We start from the raw sequence: 17,552 nt of genomic DNA, 5'->3' as shown, positions 1-17,552 counted from the left end.
GAAGGGGCGTTGCGCGCGATCGTCACGACACGCGAGGCGGGGAGCGGTGGCCGCGAGAGCTCGCAGCATATCCTTACGGATGTGCGGACGAACGAGTCTCTTGCGGACGTGAAGTCGCAGCGTGCTGACACCCCGACGCTGGTGTCCCGCGCAATGCGTAAGCATTGTCGCGAATGGTGGCCAACAAGCCCGGCGCACCAGGCAGACTGCGTATAAGCGTGAAGACCATCGCGCAGGGAGGGCCGGGCGTTCTCGGCCAGACCTGTGGTACCTGCCGCCAGCATTTCTTTCGCTGGCGGGCCACGGGCGCGGCCAGCGCCCGGCCTTCCCTGCGCCCTTCTACTTTCGAGGGCGATCCATTGGCAGAGCTCGGACGCCGCCGGCGCCGCGAGGAGCGTGCAGCCATGATCCACGCAGCGCGCCACACCTTCGATGTCGTCCCGGCCTTGAGCCGGGACCCATAGCCACAGGGTGGTGTTTGAGGCACGCGGGACGACCAGTCTTTTCTCACCGCGAGATCACGCGGTATGGGTCCCGGCGCGGAGGCCGGGACGACACCGATCATGAGGACAGTGCACCGCACACATGACGTCGGAGGTAACTGACACCGTCGCGGCCTGCGCAGAAAGTCCTTGACCCCTCCGCAGGCAAATGATGCGAAGGGTGCACCAGGGAGTGAGAACAACAACAATGCGCCTGCCGTTCTATTATGGCTGGGTCATCGTCGCGGTGACCTTCGTGACGATGGCGATTGGCGTCAATGCGCGCACCGCGTTCTCGCTGTTCTATCCGCCCATCCTCGCCGAATTCGGCTGGGACCGCGGCGTCACCGCCGGCGCCTTCTCCTTCGGCTTCGTTGCGTCGGGCATCGTCAGTCCGCTGATCGGACGGCTGATGGACCGGACCGGTCCGCGTGCGGTCATGGAACTCGGCGTCGCGCTGATGGCCGGCGGCCTGCTGCTGGCGCCGCTGACCTCGCAGCCCTGGCATCTCTACCTCACCATCGGCGTGATGGTCGGCGCGGGAAGCGTCTGCCTCGGCTATTCCGGCCAGTCGCTGTTCCTGCCGAACTGGTTCATCCGCCGCCGCGGCCTCGCCATCGGCATCGCGTTCGCCGGTGTCGGCTTGGGCTCGATGACCCTGCTGCCCTGGGTGCAGCACATGATCGCGCAGACCAACTGGCGCACCGCCTGCACCGCGATGGGCATCGTCGTGCTGGTCGTGCTTGCGCCGATCAATCTGCTGCTACGCAAGAAGCCGGAGGAAATGGGCCTCCGTCCCGACGGCGACGCCGCGCCGCTCGCCAGCGCCGCCAAACCCGTTTCGAACATTGTCGACGCCGCCTGGGCCGGCATCGACTGGACCCTGTCGCGCGCGCTGCACACGACGCGGTTCTGGTGGCTCGCGCTCGGCTACTTCTTCGGCCTCTACGTCTGGTACGCGGTGCAGGTGCATCAGACGAAATACCTGCTCGAGATCGGCTTCAGCTCGAGCGTCGCGGTGTGGGCGCTCGGCGCGGTCAGCCTGCTCGGCATTCCCGGCCAGATCGCGCTCGGACATCTCTCCGACCGGCTCGGTCGCGAGGCAGTGTGGGGGCTCGGCTGTCTCGGCTTCGCGATCTGCTTCGCCGCGCTGATCGCGCTCAAGGCGTCGCCGTCGCTGCTGCTGATCTACGTGATGGTCGCAACCCAAGGCGCGCTCGGCTACGGCCTGACCTCGGTGATGGGCGCGGTCGCGCTGGAAATATTCCAGGGCGCGCATTTCGGCAGCATTTTTGGAACGCTGATGCTGATCGGGCTGTGCGGCGGTGCCGCAGGCCCCTGGGTCACCGGCGTGCTGTATGATGTCACGGGCAGCTATACGCCGGGCTTTGCGATCGCCTTCGCCGGCGCGTTTGTTTCGGCGGCCGCGATCTGGATCGCGGCGCCGCGCCGGGTGCGCGTCGTCGCCGGACAGTTACATAGGTTGAAGACGCCGGCGGAAGCTGCGGCATGATGTGTGAACTGGTCGACTTGCCATGACGCTGCGGCCGTGAACCAATAGGCAAACTCCGGGAAAGGGACCCCATGAACGAGCATGTCCAGGCTGCCAAGGCCGCGCCGCTGTTCAATCCGCTGTCGCCGGAGTTCATCCGCAATCCCTATCCGTTCTATCAGCAGCTCCGCGACAATGATCCGGTGCATGTGACGCCGTTCGGCTCGTTCCTCGCCAGCCGGCACGCGGAGTCGAGCCTCGTGCTGCGCGACAAGCGCTTCGGCAAGGACTTCGTCGCCCGCTCGATCCGCCGCTACGGCCCGGAGATCATGAACGAGCCGATCTTCCGCAGCATGAGCCATTGGATGCTGCAGCAGGATCCGCCGGATCACACACGGTTGCGCGGCCTCGTGGTGAAGGCCTTCACGGCGCGCCGCGTCGAGGACATGCGGCCGCGCATCCAGGCGATCGTCGATTCCACGCTCGACGAGATCATCCCGCACGGCCGGATGGACCTGATCGAGGACTTCGCCTTCAAGCTGCCGGTCACGGTGATCTGCGACATGCTCGGCATTCCCGAGGAGCATCGCGAGGCGTTCTACAAGAGCTCGCGCGAGGGCGGGCGGCTGCTCGAGCCGGTGCCGCTGTCGAAGGCGGAGATCGCCGAGGGCAATGCCGGCAATGCGGTCTCCCGGGCGTATTTCCAGCATCTGTTCGAGCTGCGCCGCAAGCAGCCCGGCGACGACCTGACGACGCAGCTGCTGCAGGCGGAGGAGGACGGTGCCAAGCTGTCGCATGAGGAGCTCACCGCCAACATCATCCTGCTGTTCGGCGCGGGGCACGAGACCACGGTCAATCTGATCGGCAATGGCCTGCTGGCGCTGCATCGCAATCCCGATCAGCTGGCGCTGTTGAAGGCGCGCCCCGAGCTGATGACCAACGCGATCGAGGAGTTCCTGCGCTACGATTCCTCAGTGCAGCTGACCGGGCGGGTCGCGCTCGAGGACATCGATGATCTCGGCGGCCGCCGGATCCCGGCGGGCGAGACCGTGCTGTGTCTGCTCGGCTCGGCGAACCGCGACCCGGCGGTCTATCCCGACAGTCCGGAGCAGCTCGACATCACCCGCGCGAACATCAAGCCGCTGTCGTTCGGCGGCGGCATCCACCATTGCCTGGGGGCGCAGCTCGCCCGCATCGAGGCCGAGGTTGCGATCGGAACCCTGCTGCGGCGGCTGCCGGAGTTGAAGTTGGACGATCCCGACAACCCGGAATGGCGGCCGACCTTCGTGCTGCGCGGCCTCAAGCGGCTGCCGGCACACTGGTAACCATCTTCGTTAACGGAGTTGTTGTGCAACGCCCCCGGAAACAACGACAGCGCTGTGACTTCGCCATACTTAATCCTATATGATGCAACGCTCCGGTCTCGATGCCTGTGGGGCTGCGGTCGCACGGGATGACGGGTTTGGGACGCCGGAGCGTTGTCCTTTGAGGGAGACCCCGTGCAGACGACCCTGCTCGGTTTGGCGATTGCCTTCATCCTTGCGCTCCTTGCTGCGCTGATCGGCCCGTACTTCGTCGACTGGAACCAGTTCCGGCCGCAGTTCGAGGCCGAGGCGGGCAAGATCATTGGCGTGCCCGTGCGGGTCGCCGGTGCGCTGGACGCACGGCTGCTGCCGACGCCGACCTTGCGGCTGCGCCAGGTCACATTCGGCGGCGCCAATCATCTCGGCAAGCTGCGCGCCGACAAGCTCGACGTCGAATTCAGCCTCGGCGACCTGATGCGCGGGGAATGGCGCGCCAACGAGCTCACCATCGGCGGCATGGCTGCCGATCTCGGGCTCGACGCCAAGGGCCAGGTCGACCTGCCGGCCGCCTCGGGCCGCTTCAATCTCGCCGCGCTCGCGATCGACCGCTTCAACCTGACCGGCCGCGTCGCGCTGCATGACGCGGCCAGCCGCTCGACGCTGGAGCTCACCGACATCGTGTTCTCCGGCGACGTCCGCTCCCTCGCCGGCTCGCTGCGCGGCGACGGCGCGGTGTCGATTCGCGGCGGCCGCTATCCGTTCCGGGTGTCGTCGAGCCAGGACAAGGATTCCAACGGCCTGCGCGTCCATCTCAACATCGACCCCGGCGAGCGTCCGGTCATGGCCGATATCGAAGGGCTGATCAGCTTCCCGAATCGCTCGCCCAGATTCGAGGGCGCGCTGACCTTGTCGTCGCCGCCGAAGGAGCAGGGTGAGGGCAAGGACAAGCCGGCCGGGGATCAGCCCGCGAAGGAGCCGTCCGCCAAGCCGTCCGGAACCGCGAGCCAAGCCGCCGCCACGCCGTGGCGCATCGCCACCAAGATCGTCGGCGACCAGGCCGCCGCCAAGCTCGACCAGATCGAGGTCAGCTTCGGCCAGGAGGATCGCTCGTTGAAATTCGCCGGCAATGGCGACGTCCGTTTCGGCGCCACCCCGACGCTGAAGGCATCGCTCTCCGCGCGTCAGCTCGATGCCGACAAGCTTCTCGCCGGCGGTGACGAGGTCAAGGACAGGCGAGCCATCGCGCCGGCGCTGGTGCTGCCGGCGCTGCGCAACTGGATCGCCCAGCTGCCGACCCTGCCGATGCCGGCCAATGTGCAGTTCTCGACCGAGCAGATCATGCTCTCGGGGCGTCCGGTGCAGAATTTCACCGCCGACCTGCACAACGAGCCGACAGCCTGGAGCCTCGAGAAGGTCGATCTGCGCGCGCCGGGCTCGACGCGCCTGACCTTCCGAACCATCGGCATTTCGACCTCGGTGACGGCGGGCTTCACCGGCGCGCTCGATCTCGACTCTTCGGAGCCTGATACTCTGGTGGCCTGGTTGCAGGGCCGCAGCGACGGCAGCTACCGCACCCAGCGCCCGCTGCGCCTGCGCGGCGACCTCAACGTGGCGCCGGACCGGGTCGCGATCACCAGCCTCAAGGCGGACATCGATGGCGGCTCCGTCGATGGCCGTGTTGCTCTCCTCAATCGCTCGACCGGCGCCGGCTCGCGTTTCGAGGCTGTGCTGAAAGGCGACAGGCTCGATCTCGATGCTGCCATGGCGGTGACGCGTTCGCTGGTCGGCGTCACGGGCGAGTGGCCCGCCGAGGCCAGCGTCGCGCTGGATGTCGGCCGCGCCAAGCTCAGCGGCCAGGAACTGCGTCCGCTGACGGCACGCTTCTCCTACGATCCGAAGACGATTGCGGTCGACCAGCTCAAGTTCGGCCAGAGCGGCGGCGTGACCAGCGAGGGCTCCGGCCGCTTCGATCGCGCCGACGCCACCGGGCGGCTTGCCGTGACCTCGATGGCCGGCTCGCTCAAGGAGATCACGGCGCTGGTGCAGCCCTTCGCACCGCAGATCGCCGCGCGCTTCGATGCGCTGGGTACGCCTGCCGGCGCGGCGCGGCTGAAACTGACGCTGGACCTCGCCAAGGATCCCGCCAATGCCGACCGCAGCCAGGCCAAGGCGGTGCTCGATCTCGATGCGCCGCAGCTGAAGGGCTCGGCCACGTTGACGGCGAAGCCATCGGCAGCCGCGCTGCGCAGCTTCGAGGTCGATGCCATCGATCGCACCGAGCTCGGCGTCGAGAGCCGGGTCTCCGCCGAGCAGGGCAATGTCGTGCTGGCGCTGCTCGGCCTGGATCGCGTCGCAGCCGCCGGCAATGGTCCCGCCGAGTTTCAATCCAGCGTGGCCGGCAGCTGGCGGACGCCGCTGCGGGTGATGGCCAAGCTCACCGGTGCCGGACTCGATGGCGATGCGCAGGGCACTGTCGATCCCTGGGGCGATGCCACCAAGGCCAATGTCAATCTCCGCCTGCGTGCTGCCAATCTGGCTCCGCTGCTTGGACTGAAGCCGCAGGATCCGGCCGCGCAGAACATCCGCCTGTTCGGGCGGCTTGGACTCTCCGGCAGCCGGGCGACGCTCGACGATATCGACAGCACGGTCGGCGGCTCGCGGGTGCGCGGCCGGGTGGCCGTGAATCTCGACGACGACAAGCAGATCGAGGGCGAGCTCGGGCTGGACGCGCTCGATGTCCCCCAGGTCTTTTCGGTGCTGATCGGCGCGGCCGGGCGCGAGCAGGCGGAGCCGCTGGGAGCCGGCCTCTCGAAGGGATGGCGCGGCCGCGTCTCGTTCCAGTCGCTGAGCGGCGCGGTCATGAGTGGGATCGATCTGCGTCCGCTCGGCGGCGCGATCAGGAGCGACGGCCAGTCGCTCACCATCGAGAATCTCAAGGGCAAGCTCGGCGGTGGCGAGCTGACGGCGACCGTCGAGGCGCGGCCGAATGCCAACGGCCTCGTCCTCAACGGCCGTGTCGAACTCGCCGGCGTCGATGGCGGCGCACTGCGCTATCGCAGCCTCAAGATGCCGGCAGGCAAGGTGTCGGCGCAGATGACGCTGGCGGCCGAGGGGCGCAGCGTGCAGGGGCTGGTGAACGCGCTCTCGGGCAACGGCACGGTGTCGCTGGACAACGCGTCGATTCCGAATCTCGATCCGCGCGTGTTCGACGTCGCCTTGCGTGCGGCCGACGCCGGGCAGGTAAGCGATGACGGCAAGCTCCGGCAGGTGGTCGAGCCGGTGCTGACATCCGGCAGCCTGCCGGTCGCATCGGCGCAGATCCCCTTCATCATTCGCGATGGCCGCGTGCGGGTCGGCGCCACGACGCTGGAAGCACAAGGCGCGCGCGCGATCGTCTCGGGAGGCTTCGACATTCCGGCCGACCAGGCCGATATTCGCGCCAGCCTGAGCTCGAACACCGTCGGCAACGCCAACAGCCGTCCGGAGCTGCAGTTGTTCGTGGTCGGTACGCCCGACGCGCTGACGCGGGCCGTCGACGTGACGTCGCTGTCGTCCTGGCTCGCGGTCCGCGCCATCGATCGCGAGACGCGACGCCTCGATGCGATCGCGCGCGGCGAGGTGCCGCCGGCCTATCCGTCGTCGACGGCGTCGCTGCCGGGCGGTCCCGATGCCAATGCGGCCGTGCCCGGCACAGTTGACGTGCCGCTGCCCGGGCGCGATCCGCGCCGCGATCCGCGCGCCAAGCTCGGCGGTCCGCGTGCGGCCGTGCCGCCGCTCAATGCGCCGCTGTCGGCTCCCGCGGCTGCGCCGCCGCCACCGGCTGCGCCTGTGGCGGCGAGCCAGCCACAGGTCGCGCCCTTGCCGCCGCCGGTCGAGATCAAGCCTGCGCCGGGCGCGCTGCCGCCGCGCCCACGGCCCGTGCCCCGTCCCCCGGTCGTGCTGACGCCGCCGGGCAGCCCATGACATCAGGGCGCGTGGGGGAGGGACCGCGCCGATGATGACGCTGCGCCAGGTCGAGGTCATCCGCGCGGTCATGGTGACCGGCACCATCAACGGCGCCGCGCGGCTGCTGAAGGTCTCGGCGCCCGGCGTCAGCCGTCTCGTGAAGTACACCGAGCGCTCGCTCGGCATCCGCTTCTTCCAGCGTCAGAACGGCCGCTACTTCCCAACGCCTGAAGCCCAGAACATCTTCGAGCAGATCAACAGCGTCTACGAGAAGGTCGACGACCTCAGCTACATCATTTCCAACATCGGCCGCGGCGCGCTGTCGGAGTTGCGCATCGGCTCGGTGCCCAGCATCTCCCAGGTGATGGTGCCGCGCGCGATCGAGCGCGTCCGCCGCCGCTATCCCGACCTCGGCATCGACATCAACATCCTCAAGATCGAGGAGGCGATCGACTATCTCATGCTGGGCAAGGGCGAGTGCGTGGCGATGAGCTATCGTCTCGATCATTCCGCGCTCGAATTCCTCCCTCTCGCGTCGGGCGAATTGTTCTGCATCGTCCCGCCCGGCCATGAACTCGCCGGTCGCAAGCAGGTCTCGGCCGCGGAGATGACGCGCTATCCGCTGATCGGCATCGATCCGAACGACCCTTACGGCCGGATCATGGCCGAGATCTTCGCGCGCAACAAACTCAGCTACAACATCTCGATCAAGGCGCGCTTCGGCACCACCGTCTGCGCACTGGTGAAGGCAGGGTTGGGCATCGCCGTGATCGATCAGTTCACGGTGGCCCATGGCGGCTATCCCGGCATCGAGCTGATCAAGATCGCCGAGCCGACCCGCTTCGACACCTACATCGCCGTCAAGCGCGGCACCCCGCTGTCGCTCTCAGCCGAGCACTTCATCGACTGCCTGCGCGCGGAGATGCGCGCTCTGGAGCCGGGCCGCCCGCCGGCGGCGAAGTCGGTGAAGGCTGCCGGAAAAAGATAACATGATGTTAGGTTCGGCGGATATTTGGGTAATTGTGTTAGCGGACAGACGCGCTATCGTCCGCGGCGACATTCATCGCTCGTGCGGCGATCGCGCGAGGCGGCAGCAGAGACTGAAGCGAACGTGCCTGATCTTTCCGCGCTCAAAGCCCGCAAATTCCTGACCGGCTTGATCGGTGCGCCGATCGCGCATTCGGCGTCTCCCGCAATGCACGAATACGCGGCGGCGGTTCTCGGCGTGCGCTGCCACTATCAGCTGATCGAGGTTGCCGGCGCCGACCGCGCGGGACTGGCGTCGCTGCTCGAGGGCGTGCGCCGGCTCGGCTTTGCCGGCGTCAACGTGACCTATCCCTACAAGGAAGCCGTGGTCGAACTGCTCGACGAGCTCGCGCCGAAGGCGGCGGCGATGGGGGCCGTCAATACCGTCGTCGTCCGCGACGGCCGGCTGATCGGCCACAACACCGATACAACCGGCTTCGAGCGCGCTGTCGCGCCGCTCGTCGGCCAGAGCGGACGCGGCGCCGTCGCACTGATCGGGGCGGGTGGTGTCGGCAAGGCGATCGCCTTCGCACTTGCGAATCTGAACGTTGCCGGCTTGCGGATTTTCGACACCGAGCGGGTGCGTACCGAGAGGCTGGCGAGTCTGCTGCCGGCCGGTACGAAGGTGACGGTTGTCGACAGCGTTGACGAGGCCTTGCAGGGTGCGGTCGGCGTCGTCAACGGCACGCCGATCGGGATGCTGCCGAACCGAGGTATGCCGGTGCCGGAGCATCTGCTGCGCGCCGACCTCTGGGTCGCCGACGCCGTCTATTCGCCGTTGTGGACGCCGCTTCTCAAGGCCGCCAGGGCGAGGGGCGCCCAGGTTCTGCTCGGGCGCGAGCTCGCGATCTACCAGGCCGCCGACGCGTTTGAGCTGTTCACCGGGCTGTCGCCCTCGACCGAGGCGATGGGCGCGGCGTTCGACAATCACATGGCGGAGAGATATCCGGCGGTTGACGCCGCCTGAGCTGACCGCCAATACGCGGCGGAACACGTCTTTCAAGCAAGAAACGCAAACAAGCGTTTAAGATAGAGGAGGAGACAACGTGAGATCGACCATCCTGGCTGGCCTGTGCTCGGCCGTGCTGCTGTCCGGAGCCGCCTATGCGCAGTCCGGCGCTCCCATCAAGATCGCCAATGTTGCCGAACTCTCCGGCGGCGGCGCCACCGTCGGCAACAATTGGAAGAACGGCATCGACCTCGCCGTCGAGGAGATCAACGCCAAGGGCGGCATTCTCGGCCGCAAGATCGAGGTCAGCCACGCCGACTCCCAGTCCAACCCCGGCGTCGCGCGTGCCCAGGTACAGAAGGCGCTCGACGGCGAGCCCTACGTGCTGCTCGGGCCGGGCTATTCCGGTTCGGTCAAGGTGACGGCGCCGCTGGCGGCCGAGGCCGGCATCACCCAGATCATGGGCGGCGAGGCCGCTGAGCTGACGCAGGCCGGCAACAAGTTCTTGTTCCGCACCTCGTTCGGCCAGCAGTCCTCGATGCCGAAGGTCGCCAAGTACATCAACGACGAGCTGAAGGCGAAGTCGGTCGCGGTCGTCTGGGTCAACAACGATTTCGGCCGCGGCGGACGCGACGTCATCACCAAGGAGTTCAATCGCCTCGGCATCAAGGTCGCAGCGGACCTGTCGACCGAAGCCGGCCAGGCGGACTTCGCCGCCGACGTCAGCAAGATCAAGGCGGCGGCGCCGGACGCGGTCTTCATCTACGTCAACGAGGAAGAGAGCGCGCGCATCCTGAAGGAGATCAAGCGTCAGGGCGTGACCGCGCCGCTGATCGGCGAGACCACGCTGGTCGGCCAGAAGGTGATCGAGCTCGCCGGCGATGCCGCCAACGGCGCCCGCGGCCATGTCGGCCTCACCACCGACGCGCCCGTCGAGGCCGTCAAGGCGTTCCGCGATCGCTTCGTCAAGAAGTACAACTACGTGCCCGACCACAACGGTCTGAAGGGCTATCTGGCGATCTACATGGTCAAGGCCACGACCGAGAAGATGGGCAAGGTCGACTCCAAGGGCTTCGCCGACGCGCTGCACGGCCTGACCATCAAGACGGCGACTGAGCCGAACATCCTGATGGACGTCACCTTCGACCAGAACGGCGACATCGACCGCCAGGGCTTCCTGGTCGAGGTCGTCGAAGGCAAGCAGGTCGTGAAGCAGGTGCTGCCGAAGCTCAACTGAGGACAAGGATGGATCGGCGGCGCAGGTGGGGATGCCTGAGCCGCCGCCATCCAAGGGCCTACGGGGAAACCATGTCCAATCTGCTCGACCTGATCGTGGCGGGTCTCGCCACCGGCGCCATCTACGCGCTCGTTGCCGTCGGCTTCACCTTGCTGTGGCAGACCTCGCAGACCATCAACTTCGCCCAGGGCGAGTTCGTGATGCTGCCGGCCTTCCTGATGCTTGCAGTGATGCATCTCGGCGCGCCGTTCTGGCTCGCTGTCCTCGTTGGTGTGCTGCTGTCGGCGCTGCTGCTCGGTCTCGCCTTCAAGATGCTGCTGGTCGATCCGATGTTGCGCCATGGCGTGCTGCCGCTGGCGATCGCCACCATGGCGCTGGCGATCGGCCTCAAGGAGGCCGTGAAGCAGTTCTTCAGCGCCGAGGCCTCGCCGTTTCCATCGATTGTTCCCGCCGGCGATATCAGCGTTCTTGGCCGTGCGATCTCGCTGCAGAGCCTCGGCGTGCTCGCCGTCGCGATCCTGGCCGTCGTGGGCCTGACCATGCTGCTCAACCGCACCTCGCTCGGTCATCAGATGCAGGCGGCAGCGCAGAACCCGACGGTGGCGCGGATCATCGGCGTACCCGTCGAGCGCATGATCCTGCTGACCTTCCTGATCAACGCCGTGCTGGTGGCGCTGGCCTCGCTGCTGATCACGCCGATCTATCTCGCCAAATTCTCCAGCGGCGAGGTGCTGGGGCAGGCGGCGTTCATCGCCGCGATCGTCGGCGGCTTCAACCAGGTGCGCGGTGCCATCGCCGGCGGTCTCCTCATCGGCGTCGTCGACAACCTCGCCGCAGCCTATGTCTCCACCCAGTATCGCGCCGCCGTGCCGATGCTGCTGTTGATCCTGATGATCCTGTTCCGGCCGCAGGGCCTGCTCGGTCGAGCCGAGGAGCGCACGGTATGAGCAAGCACAACAGACTGCTTCTCGTTGCGCTGTCGATCATCGTCGTCGCCGGCCTGATCATCATCCCGATGAACTTCAACCGCTACGGCCTCTATATCCTGAGCCAGTGGGCGGTGATGACCATCGCCGCCATGGGCCTGAACCTGACGCTCGGCTATGCCGGGCAGGTGTCGCTGGCGCAGGGCGCTTTCGTCGGCATCGGGGCCTATGGCGCGGCGATCCTGACCACCCATGGCTGGCCGCTGATCGCGGCGCTCGGGCTCGTGATCGTGATCTGCTTCGTCGTCGGCTGGCTGCTCGGCTATCCGGCGCTGCGGGTGCAGCATCACTATCTCGCCTTCGTCACGCTGGCGTTCTCGACCCTGATGTTCCTGGTGTTCCGCAACGAGAGCTGGCTGACCAACGGCATCTACGGCATCAGCAACATCCCGCGTCCCGAGGTCTTCGGCTTTCCCACCCGCAAGCCGCTGCCATTCTACTATCTCTGCCTCGGATCGCTCGGCCTCGTCACGCTCGCGATGTGGTGGCTGATCCGCTCGCCCTGGGGCCGCGCCTTCATGGCGCTGCGCGAGAATCCGATCCGGGCGCAATCGCTCGGCATCGACACCCGCCGTTACACGTTGATGGCTTTTGCGATCGGGTCCGTGCTCGGCGGCATTGCCGGTGTGCTCTATGCGCCGCTGACGCAATATGTCGACCCCGTGCCATTCAACCTGCAGCTCTCGCTCGATCTCCTGATGATGGTGATCGTCGGCGGCTCTGGCTTCATGTTGGGTCCGTTCCTCGGCGCGATGATTGCGGTGCTGCTGCCGGAATGGCTTCGGTTTGCCGAAGGCTATTATTTGATGCTCTACGCGGCCGCCGTGATCGTGCTGCTGATCTATTCGCCCTCCGGCATTCTCGGCATCCTCGATCGCTATCTCAGCTCAAGGCGGACCCAGGCCGCATCCGCGCTGCGCGCCGCCGCTCAGTCCAAGCTGGAGGCCGCGCAATGACCGCAGTCCTCGACGTTCGCGACGTCAAGAAGAGCTTCGGCGGCATCACCGCCGTGAACGGCGTCAGCTTCGATGTGCAGGAGGGCGAGATTCTCGGCCTGATCGGGCCCAATGGCTGCGGCAAGTCGACCTTGTTCAACTGCATTCTCGGCCAGTTGGTCCCGAGCGCGGGTGAGGTCAGGGTCGACGGCAAGCTCGTCACCGGGCAGCGGCCGTCGGAGCTCAATCGTCTCGGCGTCAGCCGGACCTTCCAGCTGCTGCAGGTGTTCCCGAAACTTTCGGTGCGCGACAATCTGATCCTCGCCGGGCAGGAGCATCGCGGCAGCATGCTGTCGCGCCTGTTCGGGCCGTCGGACGCCGGTCTCACCACCACTGCCGATCAGATGATCGGTTTCTTCAAGCTGGAGCATCTCGCCAACGAGCCGGCCGGCGGCCTGTCCTACGGCCAGCAGAAGCTGCTCGATGCCGCCATGGCCTTCATGGGCGGTCCGCGCCTCGTGCTGCTCGACGAGCCCGCCGGCGGCGTAAATCCGACCATGCTCGGCGATCTCAAGGAGCGGTTGATCGCGATCAATCGCGAGCGCCGCGCCACCTTCGTCGTCATCGAGCACAACATGGAGTTCGTGATGTCGCTGTGCTCGCGCGTGATGGTGATGGCGGAAGGCAAGGTGCTGGCGATCGGCAAGCCCGACGAGATCAGGGCCAATCCGGCCGTGATCGAAGCCTATCTCGGACATTGACGGAGGCGGCCGTGAGCGATCCCATTCTCGACGTCCAGAACCTCGTCGGCGGCTACGGCAAGATGACGATCCTCAACGGCACCACCTTCTCGGTGCCCAAGGGATCGATCACCACCGTGATCGGCCCGAACGGCGCCGGCAAGTCGACCGTGTTCAAGGCGATCTTCGGACTGCTGAAGCTCCGCGAAGGCAAGGTGATCTTCAAAGGGCGCGATGTCACGGGCCTGAGCCAGCGCGCGCTGCTCGGCGCGGGCATCTGCTACATCCCGCAAGGCCGCAACATTTTTGGTGAGCTGTCGGTGCGTCACAACATCGAGCTCGGCGGCGTGGCCGCACCAGCGAACATTGATCTTCCGGGCCGGGTCGAGGCGGCGCTCGACGTGTTCCCGGTGCTGCGCAAGAAGGCGGACCGGCAGGCATCGACTCTCTCGGGTGGCGAGCAGAAGCAGCTCGAGATCGCGCGCGGGCTGCTGCTCGAGCCGCAGCTGGTGCTGATCGATGAGCCCTCGATCGGTCTGTCGCCTTTGATGGTGCAGCAGACGTTCGACATGCTGAAGCGGCTCCGCGAGCGCGGCGTCTCGGTGCTGCTGATCGAGCAGAATGCGCGCTCGGCGCTGGAGATTTCCGATTTCGGCATCGTGCTCGAGCTCGGTCGTACAAGGATCATCGACAAGGCCGATCGCGTGCTGGCCGATCCCCGCGTCGGCCAGCTGTTCCTGGGCGGCGCGATGGAGGAGACGGCGGCATGAACAAGCGCTCGATCGCAACGGTTTCCATCTCAGGCGCGCTCGACGAGAAGCTCAAGGCGATCGCTGCCGCGGGCTTCGATGAGGTCGAGATCTTCGAGAACGATCTCGTCGCCTTCGGGATGCGGCCGCGCGAGATCGGGCAGATGTGCCGCGACCTCGGGCTTGCGATCTGCGCCTACCAGCCGTTCCGCGATTTCGAGGGCATGCCGGAGCCGCAGCGCGCGCGCAATTTCATCCGCGCCGAGCGCAAGTTCGACCTGATGCAGGAGCTCGGCACCGACCTGCTGCTGATCTGCAGCAGCGTCTCGCCGGCCTCGCTCGGCGGCATCGATCGCGCCGCCGCTGATTTCCACGAGCTCGGCGAGCGCGCGGCGAAGCGCGGCCTGCGCGTCGGCTACGAGGCGCTGGCCTGGGGCCGTCATGTCCATGACTATCGCGATGCCTGGGAGATCGTGCGCCGGGCCGATCACAAGGCGATCGGCGTCATCCTCGACAGTTTTCATGCGCTGGCGCCGGCGCTGCCGACCAACGCGATCCGCGCCATTCCGGCCGACAAGATCTTCCTGGTTCAGCTCGCCGACGCGCCGAAGCTCGAGCTCGACGTGCTGTCCTGGAGCCGGCACTTCCGCAGCTTCCCAGGGCAGGGCGATCTGCCGGTCGGGGAGTTCATGGCCGCCCTGGCCGCGACCGGCTATTCCGGACCGCTGTCCCTCGAGATCTTCAACGACCAGTTCCGGGCCGGCTCGGCGCCGCGCACTGCGCTCGACGGCATGCGTTCGCTGCTGCTGCTGCAGGATGATCTGGCCGGGACGATGCCCGTCGCGGCGGAGCCGCGCTTCGAGCCCCGCGTCAGGAGTCACGGCATCGGCTTCGTCGAATTCGCCGTCAGCGAGGATAAGGCGCAGTCGCTCGCCGCGTTGTTCGCGCAGCTCGGCTTCCGCAACACCGGGCGGCATCGCAGCAAGGCGGTGCAGCGCTGGTCGCAGGGCGCGATCGAGCTCGTGATCAATTGCGAGCCGGCGAGCTTCGCGCATTCGCACTATGTGACGCATGGTCCGGGTGTCTGCGCGCTGGCGCTCGAGGTCGACAGCGCCGATCGGGCCATGGCGCGGGCGCAGTCGTTGAAGACGCGCACCTTCACCCAGCCGGTCGGTCCGGGAGAACTGGAGATTCCGGCGATCCATGGCGTCGGCGGCAGCCTGCTGTATTTTCTCGACACGCATGGCCGGCATTGGGATGTGGACTTCGAGCCCGTCGTCAGCGACAAGGCCGCCGATCGGCTCGTTGCGGTCGATCACATCGCGCAATCGATGCCGCACGAAGAAATGCTGTCCTGGCTGCTGTTCTACGCCGGGATCATCGATTTCTCGCGGCTGCCGCAGATGGAGATCGCCGACCCCAGAGGCCTTGTGCAGAGCCAGGCGATCGTCAACGGTGATCGCAGCCTGCGCTTCATCCTCAACGGCTCCACGGCGACGCGCACGCTGTCGTCGCGCTTCATCTCCGAGTTCTTCGGCTCCGGCGTCCAGCACATCGCGTTCTCCTGCGACGACATCTTTGCTGCGGTGGCCGAGATGCGCGCCAGAGGCGCGGGATTCCTCGACATCCCCGACAATTATTACGACGATCTCGAAGCCAAATACGATCTTGCGCCCGAGACGATCGCCGCGCTGCGCGCCAACGAGATCCTGTACGACCGTGACGGCGACGCCGAGTTCTTCCAGGTCTACACTCACATCTTCGAGGAACGCTTCTTCTTCGAGATCGTGCAGCGGCGCAACTACCAGGGCTTCGGCGCGGTCAATGCGCCGATCCGCCTCGCCGCGCAGGCACGCGAGGTTCGGCCGGATACGATGCCGCGGCTTTGAGTCAGGGCTCCGGCCGGATGCCCGGCAGGCGGACGATCTCCCCGGCGAGATAGTCGATCAGCAGCCGCACGCGTGCGATGCCGGCGCGCTCCGGCACGATCAGCATGTTGAGAGGCGTCGATGACAGACGGTGGTCGGGCAGGATGACGGCCACTCTGCCCGCGGCAATGAGGTCGTCGACCAGCCAGGCATGGCTCGCACCGATGCCGCGCCCGGCCACCACGGCCTCTCGAACCCCCAGTCCGTGATTGGTGCGGAAGCAGCTTCTGAACGGCACCTCGTGGCGCGCTCCGTCCGGTCCCATGAGGACGAGCATCTCGCTGCCCGCAACATTGGTCATGCGGATGCCGTCATGCCCGATCAGTTCCTGCGGCATGCTCGGCGTGCCGCGCTTCTCCAGATAGTCCGGCGAGGCGACAAGAAGCCGGTGCGAGTAGCCGAGCGATCGCAGCTTCAGCGAGCTGTCGGTAAGGGGGGCGAGGCGCAGCGCGATGTCGACACCCTCGCGTACGAGGTCGATGCGCTCGTCGGTCAAATTGAGATCGATGGCGATATCCGGGTAGCGATCCTGGAAAGCGAAGACGAGCCGCGTGATGTGCAGGATTCCGAAGGCCGCCGTACAGGAGATCCGGATCGTGCCGGCGGCGGCACCCCGCGCCCCGCGTGCCTCGTCGCCGGCCTGGTCGATCAGGCGGAGGATCTGGACGCAGTTCGCATAATAGCGGCTGCCCTCGTCGGTAAGGGTCACGCGCCGGGTGGTGCGGCTGAGCAGCGGCACGCCAATCGTGTCTTCCAGCTCTTGCAGATGTCGCGAGACCGTGGACTGGCCAATTCCGAGCTCGCGCGCGACCGCGGACAGGCTGCCGCGCTCCGCCACCCGGACGAAGCTGCGCATGTTGACGATGCTGACGTCAGATTTATCCATAAATCGGCATGATATTATCGATAGTAGTCATATAGTGGATGAGTGAGGGGGCGTCTATGTCTTGGCGAGTTCCAGCAGAGGATCCAGCCATGAACGTCCTGCTCGTCTTTGCCCATCCCGAACCCCGCTCGCTCAACGGCGCCCTGCGCGATGTCGCCGTCGCCGAACTCCAGGCTCAGGGCCATCAGGTGAAGGTCTCAGACCTCTACGCGATGGGCTGGAAACCGGCCGCCGACCGCGCCGACTTCCCGCAGCTGCCGGCGGAAGCGCGTCTGAACGTCGCCACCGCATCGGGCGAAGCCTTCAAGACCCACACGCTCACCGACGACGTTCGGGTCGAGCAGGACAAGCTGCTCTGGGCCGACGCCGTCATCCTGCAGTTTCCGCTGTGGTGGTTCACGATGCCGGCGATCCTGAAGGGCTGGGTCGACCGGGTCTATTCCTACGGCTTCACCTATGGCGTCGGCGAGCACAGCGACAAGCGCTGGGGCAATCGCTATGGGGAAGGCGTGTTCGCCGGCAAGCGCGCGATGCTGGTGGTCACCACGGGCGGCTGGGAAGAGCATTATTCCGAGCGCGGCATCAACGGGCCGATCGACGACCTCCTGTTTCCCATCAACCACGGCATCCTGTTCTATCCGGGCTTCGACGTGCTGCCGGCGTTCGTGGCGCACAAGGTGAACCGGCTCGATGACGCGGGTTTTTCAAATCTCGCCGAGCGGTTGCGGGCGCGGATGCGGACGCTGTTCACGGCAGAGACGATCCCATACCGGCGGCAGAACCACGGCGACTATCTGATTCCGTCGATGCAGCTGCGGCCCGAACTCGGTGTACCCGGCGCGCGCGGCTTCGCGCTCCATACGGACGCGTCGCGATGACACGTCAGGGCGCGG

13 protein-coding genes are annotated in these 17,552 nt (G+C 66.6%); 12 read left to right on the top strand and 1 reads right to left on the bottom strand.

Annotated elements, in window-relative coordinates; genetic code table 11:
• Positions 1 to 690: 690 nt before the first annotated feature.
• The 11 genes from QX108_RS13400 to QX108_RS13350 all read left to right on the top strand — a co-directional run bounded on the left by QX108_RS13400 (position 691) and on the right by QX108_RS13350 (position 15,734).
• Positions 691 to 1,995: an MFS transporter gene (locus QX108_RS13400; protein ID WP_315785504.1), complete on the top strand. Its 1,305-nt coding sequence runs from the start codon at positions 691 to 693 to the stop codon at positions 1,993 to 1,995.
• A gap of 71 nt (positions 1,996 to 2,066) precedes the next feature.
• Entirely contained in the window at positions 2,067 to 3,299 is a 1,233-nt protein-coding gene (locus QX108_RS13395; protein WP_315785501.1) for a cytochrome P450, read from the top strand.
• Positions 3,300 to 3,473: 174 nt separating this feature from the next.
• Positions 3,474 to 7,241: an AsmA-like C-terminal region-containing protein gene (locus tag QX108_RS13390; protein ID WP_315785498.1), complete on the top strand. Its 3,768-nt coding sequence runs from the start codon at positions 3,474 to 3,476 to the stop codon at positions 7,239 to 7,241.
• Between the two features lie 31 nt (positions 7,242 to 7,272).
• Positions 7,273 to 8,211, top strand: a complete 939-nt coding sequence (locus QX108_RS13385) for a LysR family transcriptional regulator (RefSeq protein ID WP_315725823.1) — start codon at positions 7,273 to 7,275, stop codon at positions 8,209 to 8,211.
• A 123-nt stretch (positions 8,212 to 8,334) separates the two neighbouring features.
• On the top strand, positions 8,335 to 9,216 hold the full coding sequence (locus QX108_RS13380) for a shikimate dehydrogenase (RefSeq protein ID WP_315785495.1): 882 nt from the start codon (positions 8,335 to 8,337) through the stop codon (positions 9,214 to 9,216).
• 79 nt (positions 9,217 to 9,295) lie between these two features.
• On the top strand, positions 9,296 to 10,435 hold the full coding sequence (locus QX108_RS13375; protein WP_315785492.1) for an ABC transporter substrate-binding protein: 1,140 nt from the start codon (positions 9,296 to 9,298) through the stop codon (positions 10,433 to 10,435).
• A gap of 71 nt (positions 10,436 to 10,506) precedes the next feature.
• Positions 10,507 to 11,382, top strand: coding sequence for a branched-chain amino acid ABC transporter permease (locus QX108_RS13370; protein ID WP_315785489.1), 876 nt, complete (start codon positions 10,507 to 10,509; stop codon positions 11,380 to 11,382).
• Positions 11,379 to 12,377: a branched-chain amino acid ABC transporter permease gene (locus QX108_RS13365; protein WP_172110987.1), complete on the top strand. Its 999-nt coding sequence runs from the start codon at positions 11,379 to 11,381 to the stop codon at positions 12,375 to 12,377. The genes QX108_RS13370 and QX108_RS13365 overlap by 4 nt, the downstream gene beginning before the upstream one ends.
• A complete protein-coding gene (locus QX108_RS13360) occupies positions 12,374 to 13,117 on the top strand; it encodes an ABC transporter ATP-binding protein (protein WP_315725831.1) in 744 nt (247 codons plus the stop codon). The genes QX108_RS13365 and QX108_RS13360 overlap by 4 nt, the downstream gene beginning before the upstream one ends.
• 11 nt (positions 13,118 to 13,128) lie before the next feature.
• Positions 13,129 to 13,866, top strand: a complete 738-nt coding sequence (locus QX108_RS13355; RefSeq protein WP_315725833.1) for an ABC transporter ATP-binding protein — start codon at positions 13,129 to 13,131, stop codon at positions 13,864 to 13,866.
• The gene (locus tag QX108_RS13350; protein ID WP_315785485.1) at positions 13,863 to 15,734 is read left to right on the top strand and encodes a bifunctional sugar phosphate isomerase/epimerase/4-hydroxyphenylpyruvate dioxygenase family protein; all 1,872 of its coding nucleotides are present in this window, start codon (positions 13,863 to 13,865) and stop codon (positions 15,732 to 15,734) included. Before QX108_RS13355 ends, QX108_RS13350 begins: the two co-directional genes overlap by 4 nt.
• Position 15,735: 1 nt before the next feature.
• Here the strand turns inward: QX108_RS13350 and QX108_RS13345 are convergent, their stop codons facing one another.
• Positions 15,736 to 16,659, bottom strand: coding sequence for a LysR family transcriptional regulator (locus QX108_RS13345; RefSeq protein ID WP_315785482.1), 924 nt, complete (start codon positions 16,657 to 16,659; stop codon positions 15,736 to 15,738).
• 89 nt (positions 16,660 to 16,748) lie between these two features.
• Between QX108_RS13345 and QX108_RS13340 the strand changes: the two genes are divergently transcribed.
• Entirely contained in the window at positions 16,749 to 17,537 is a 789-nt protein-coding gene (locus QX108_RS13340; RefSeq protein WP_315785480.1) for an NAD(P)H-dependent oxidoreductase, read from the top strand.
• The last annotated feature ends 15 nt before the right edge of the window (positions 17,538 to 17,552 follow it).

It is taken from the genome of Bradyrhizobium sp. SZCCHNR1002, from assembly GCF_032381435.1.
Lineage (GTDB): Bacteria > Pseudomonadota > Alphaproteobacteria > Rhizobiales > Xanthobacteraceae > Bradyrhizobium > Bradyrhizobium aeschynomenes.
This window is presented reverse-complemented; position numbering and strand designations above follow the sequence as displayed.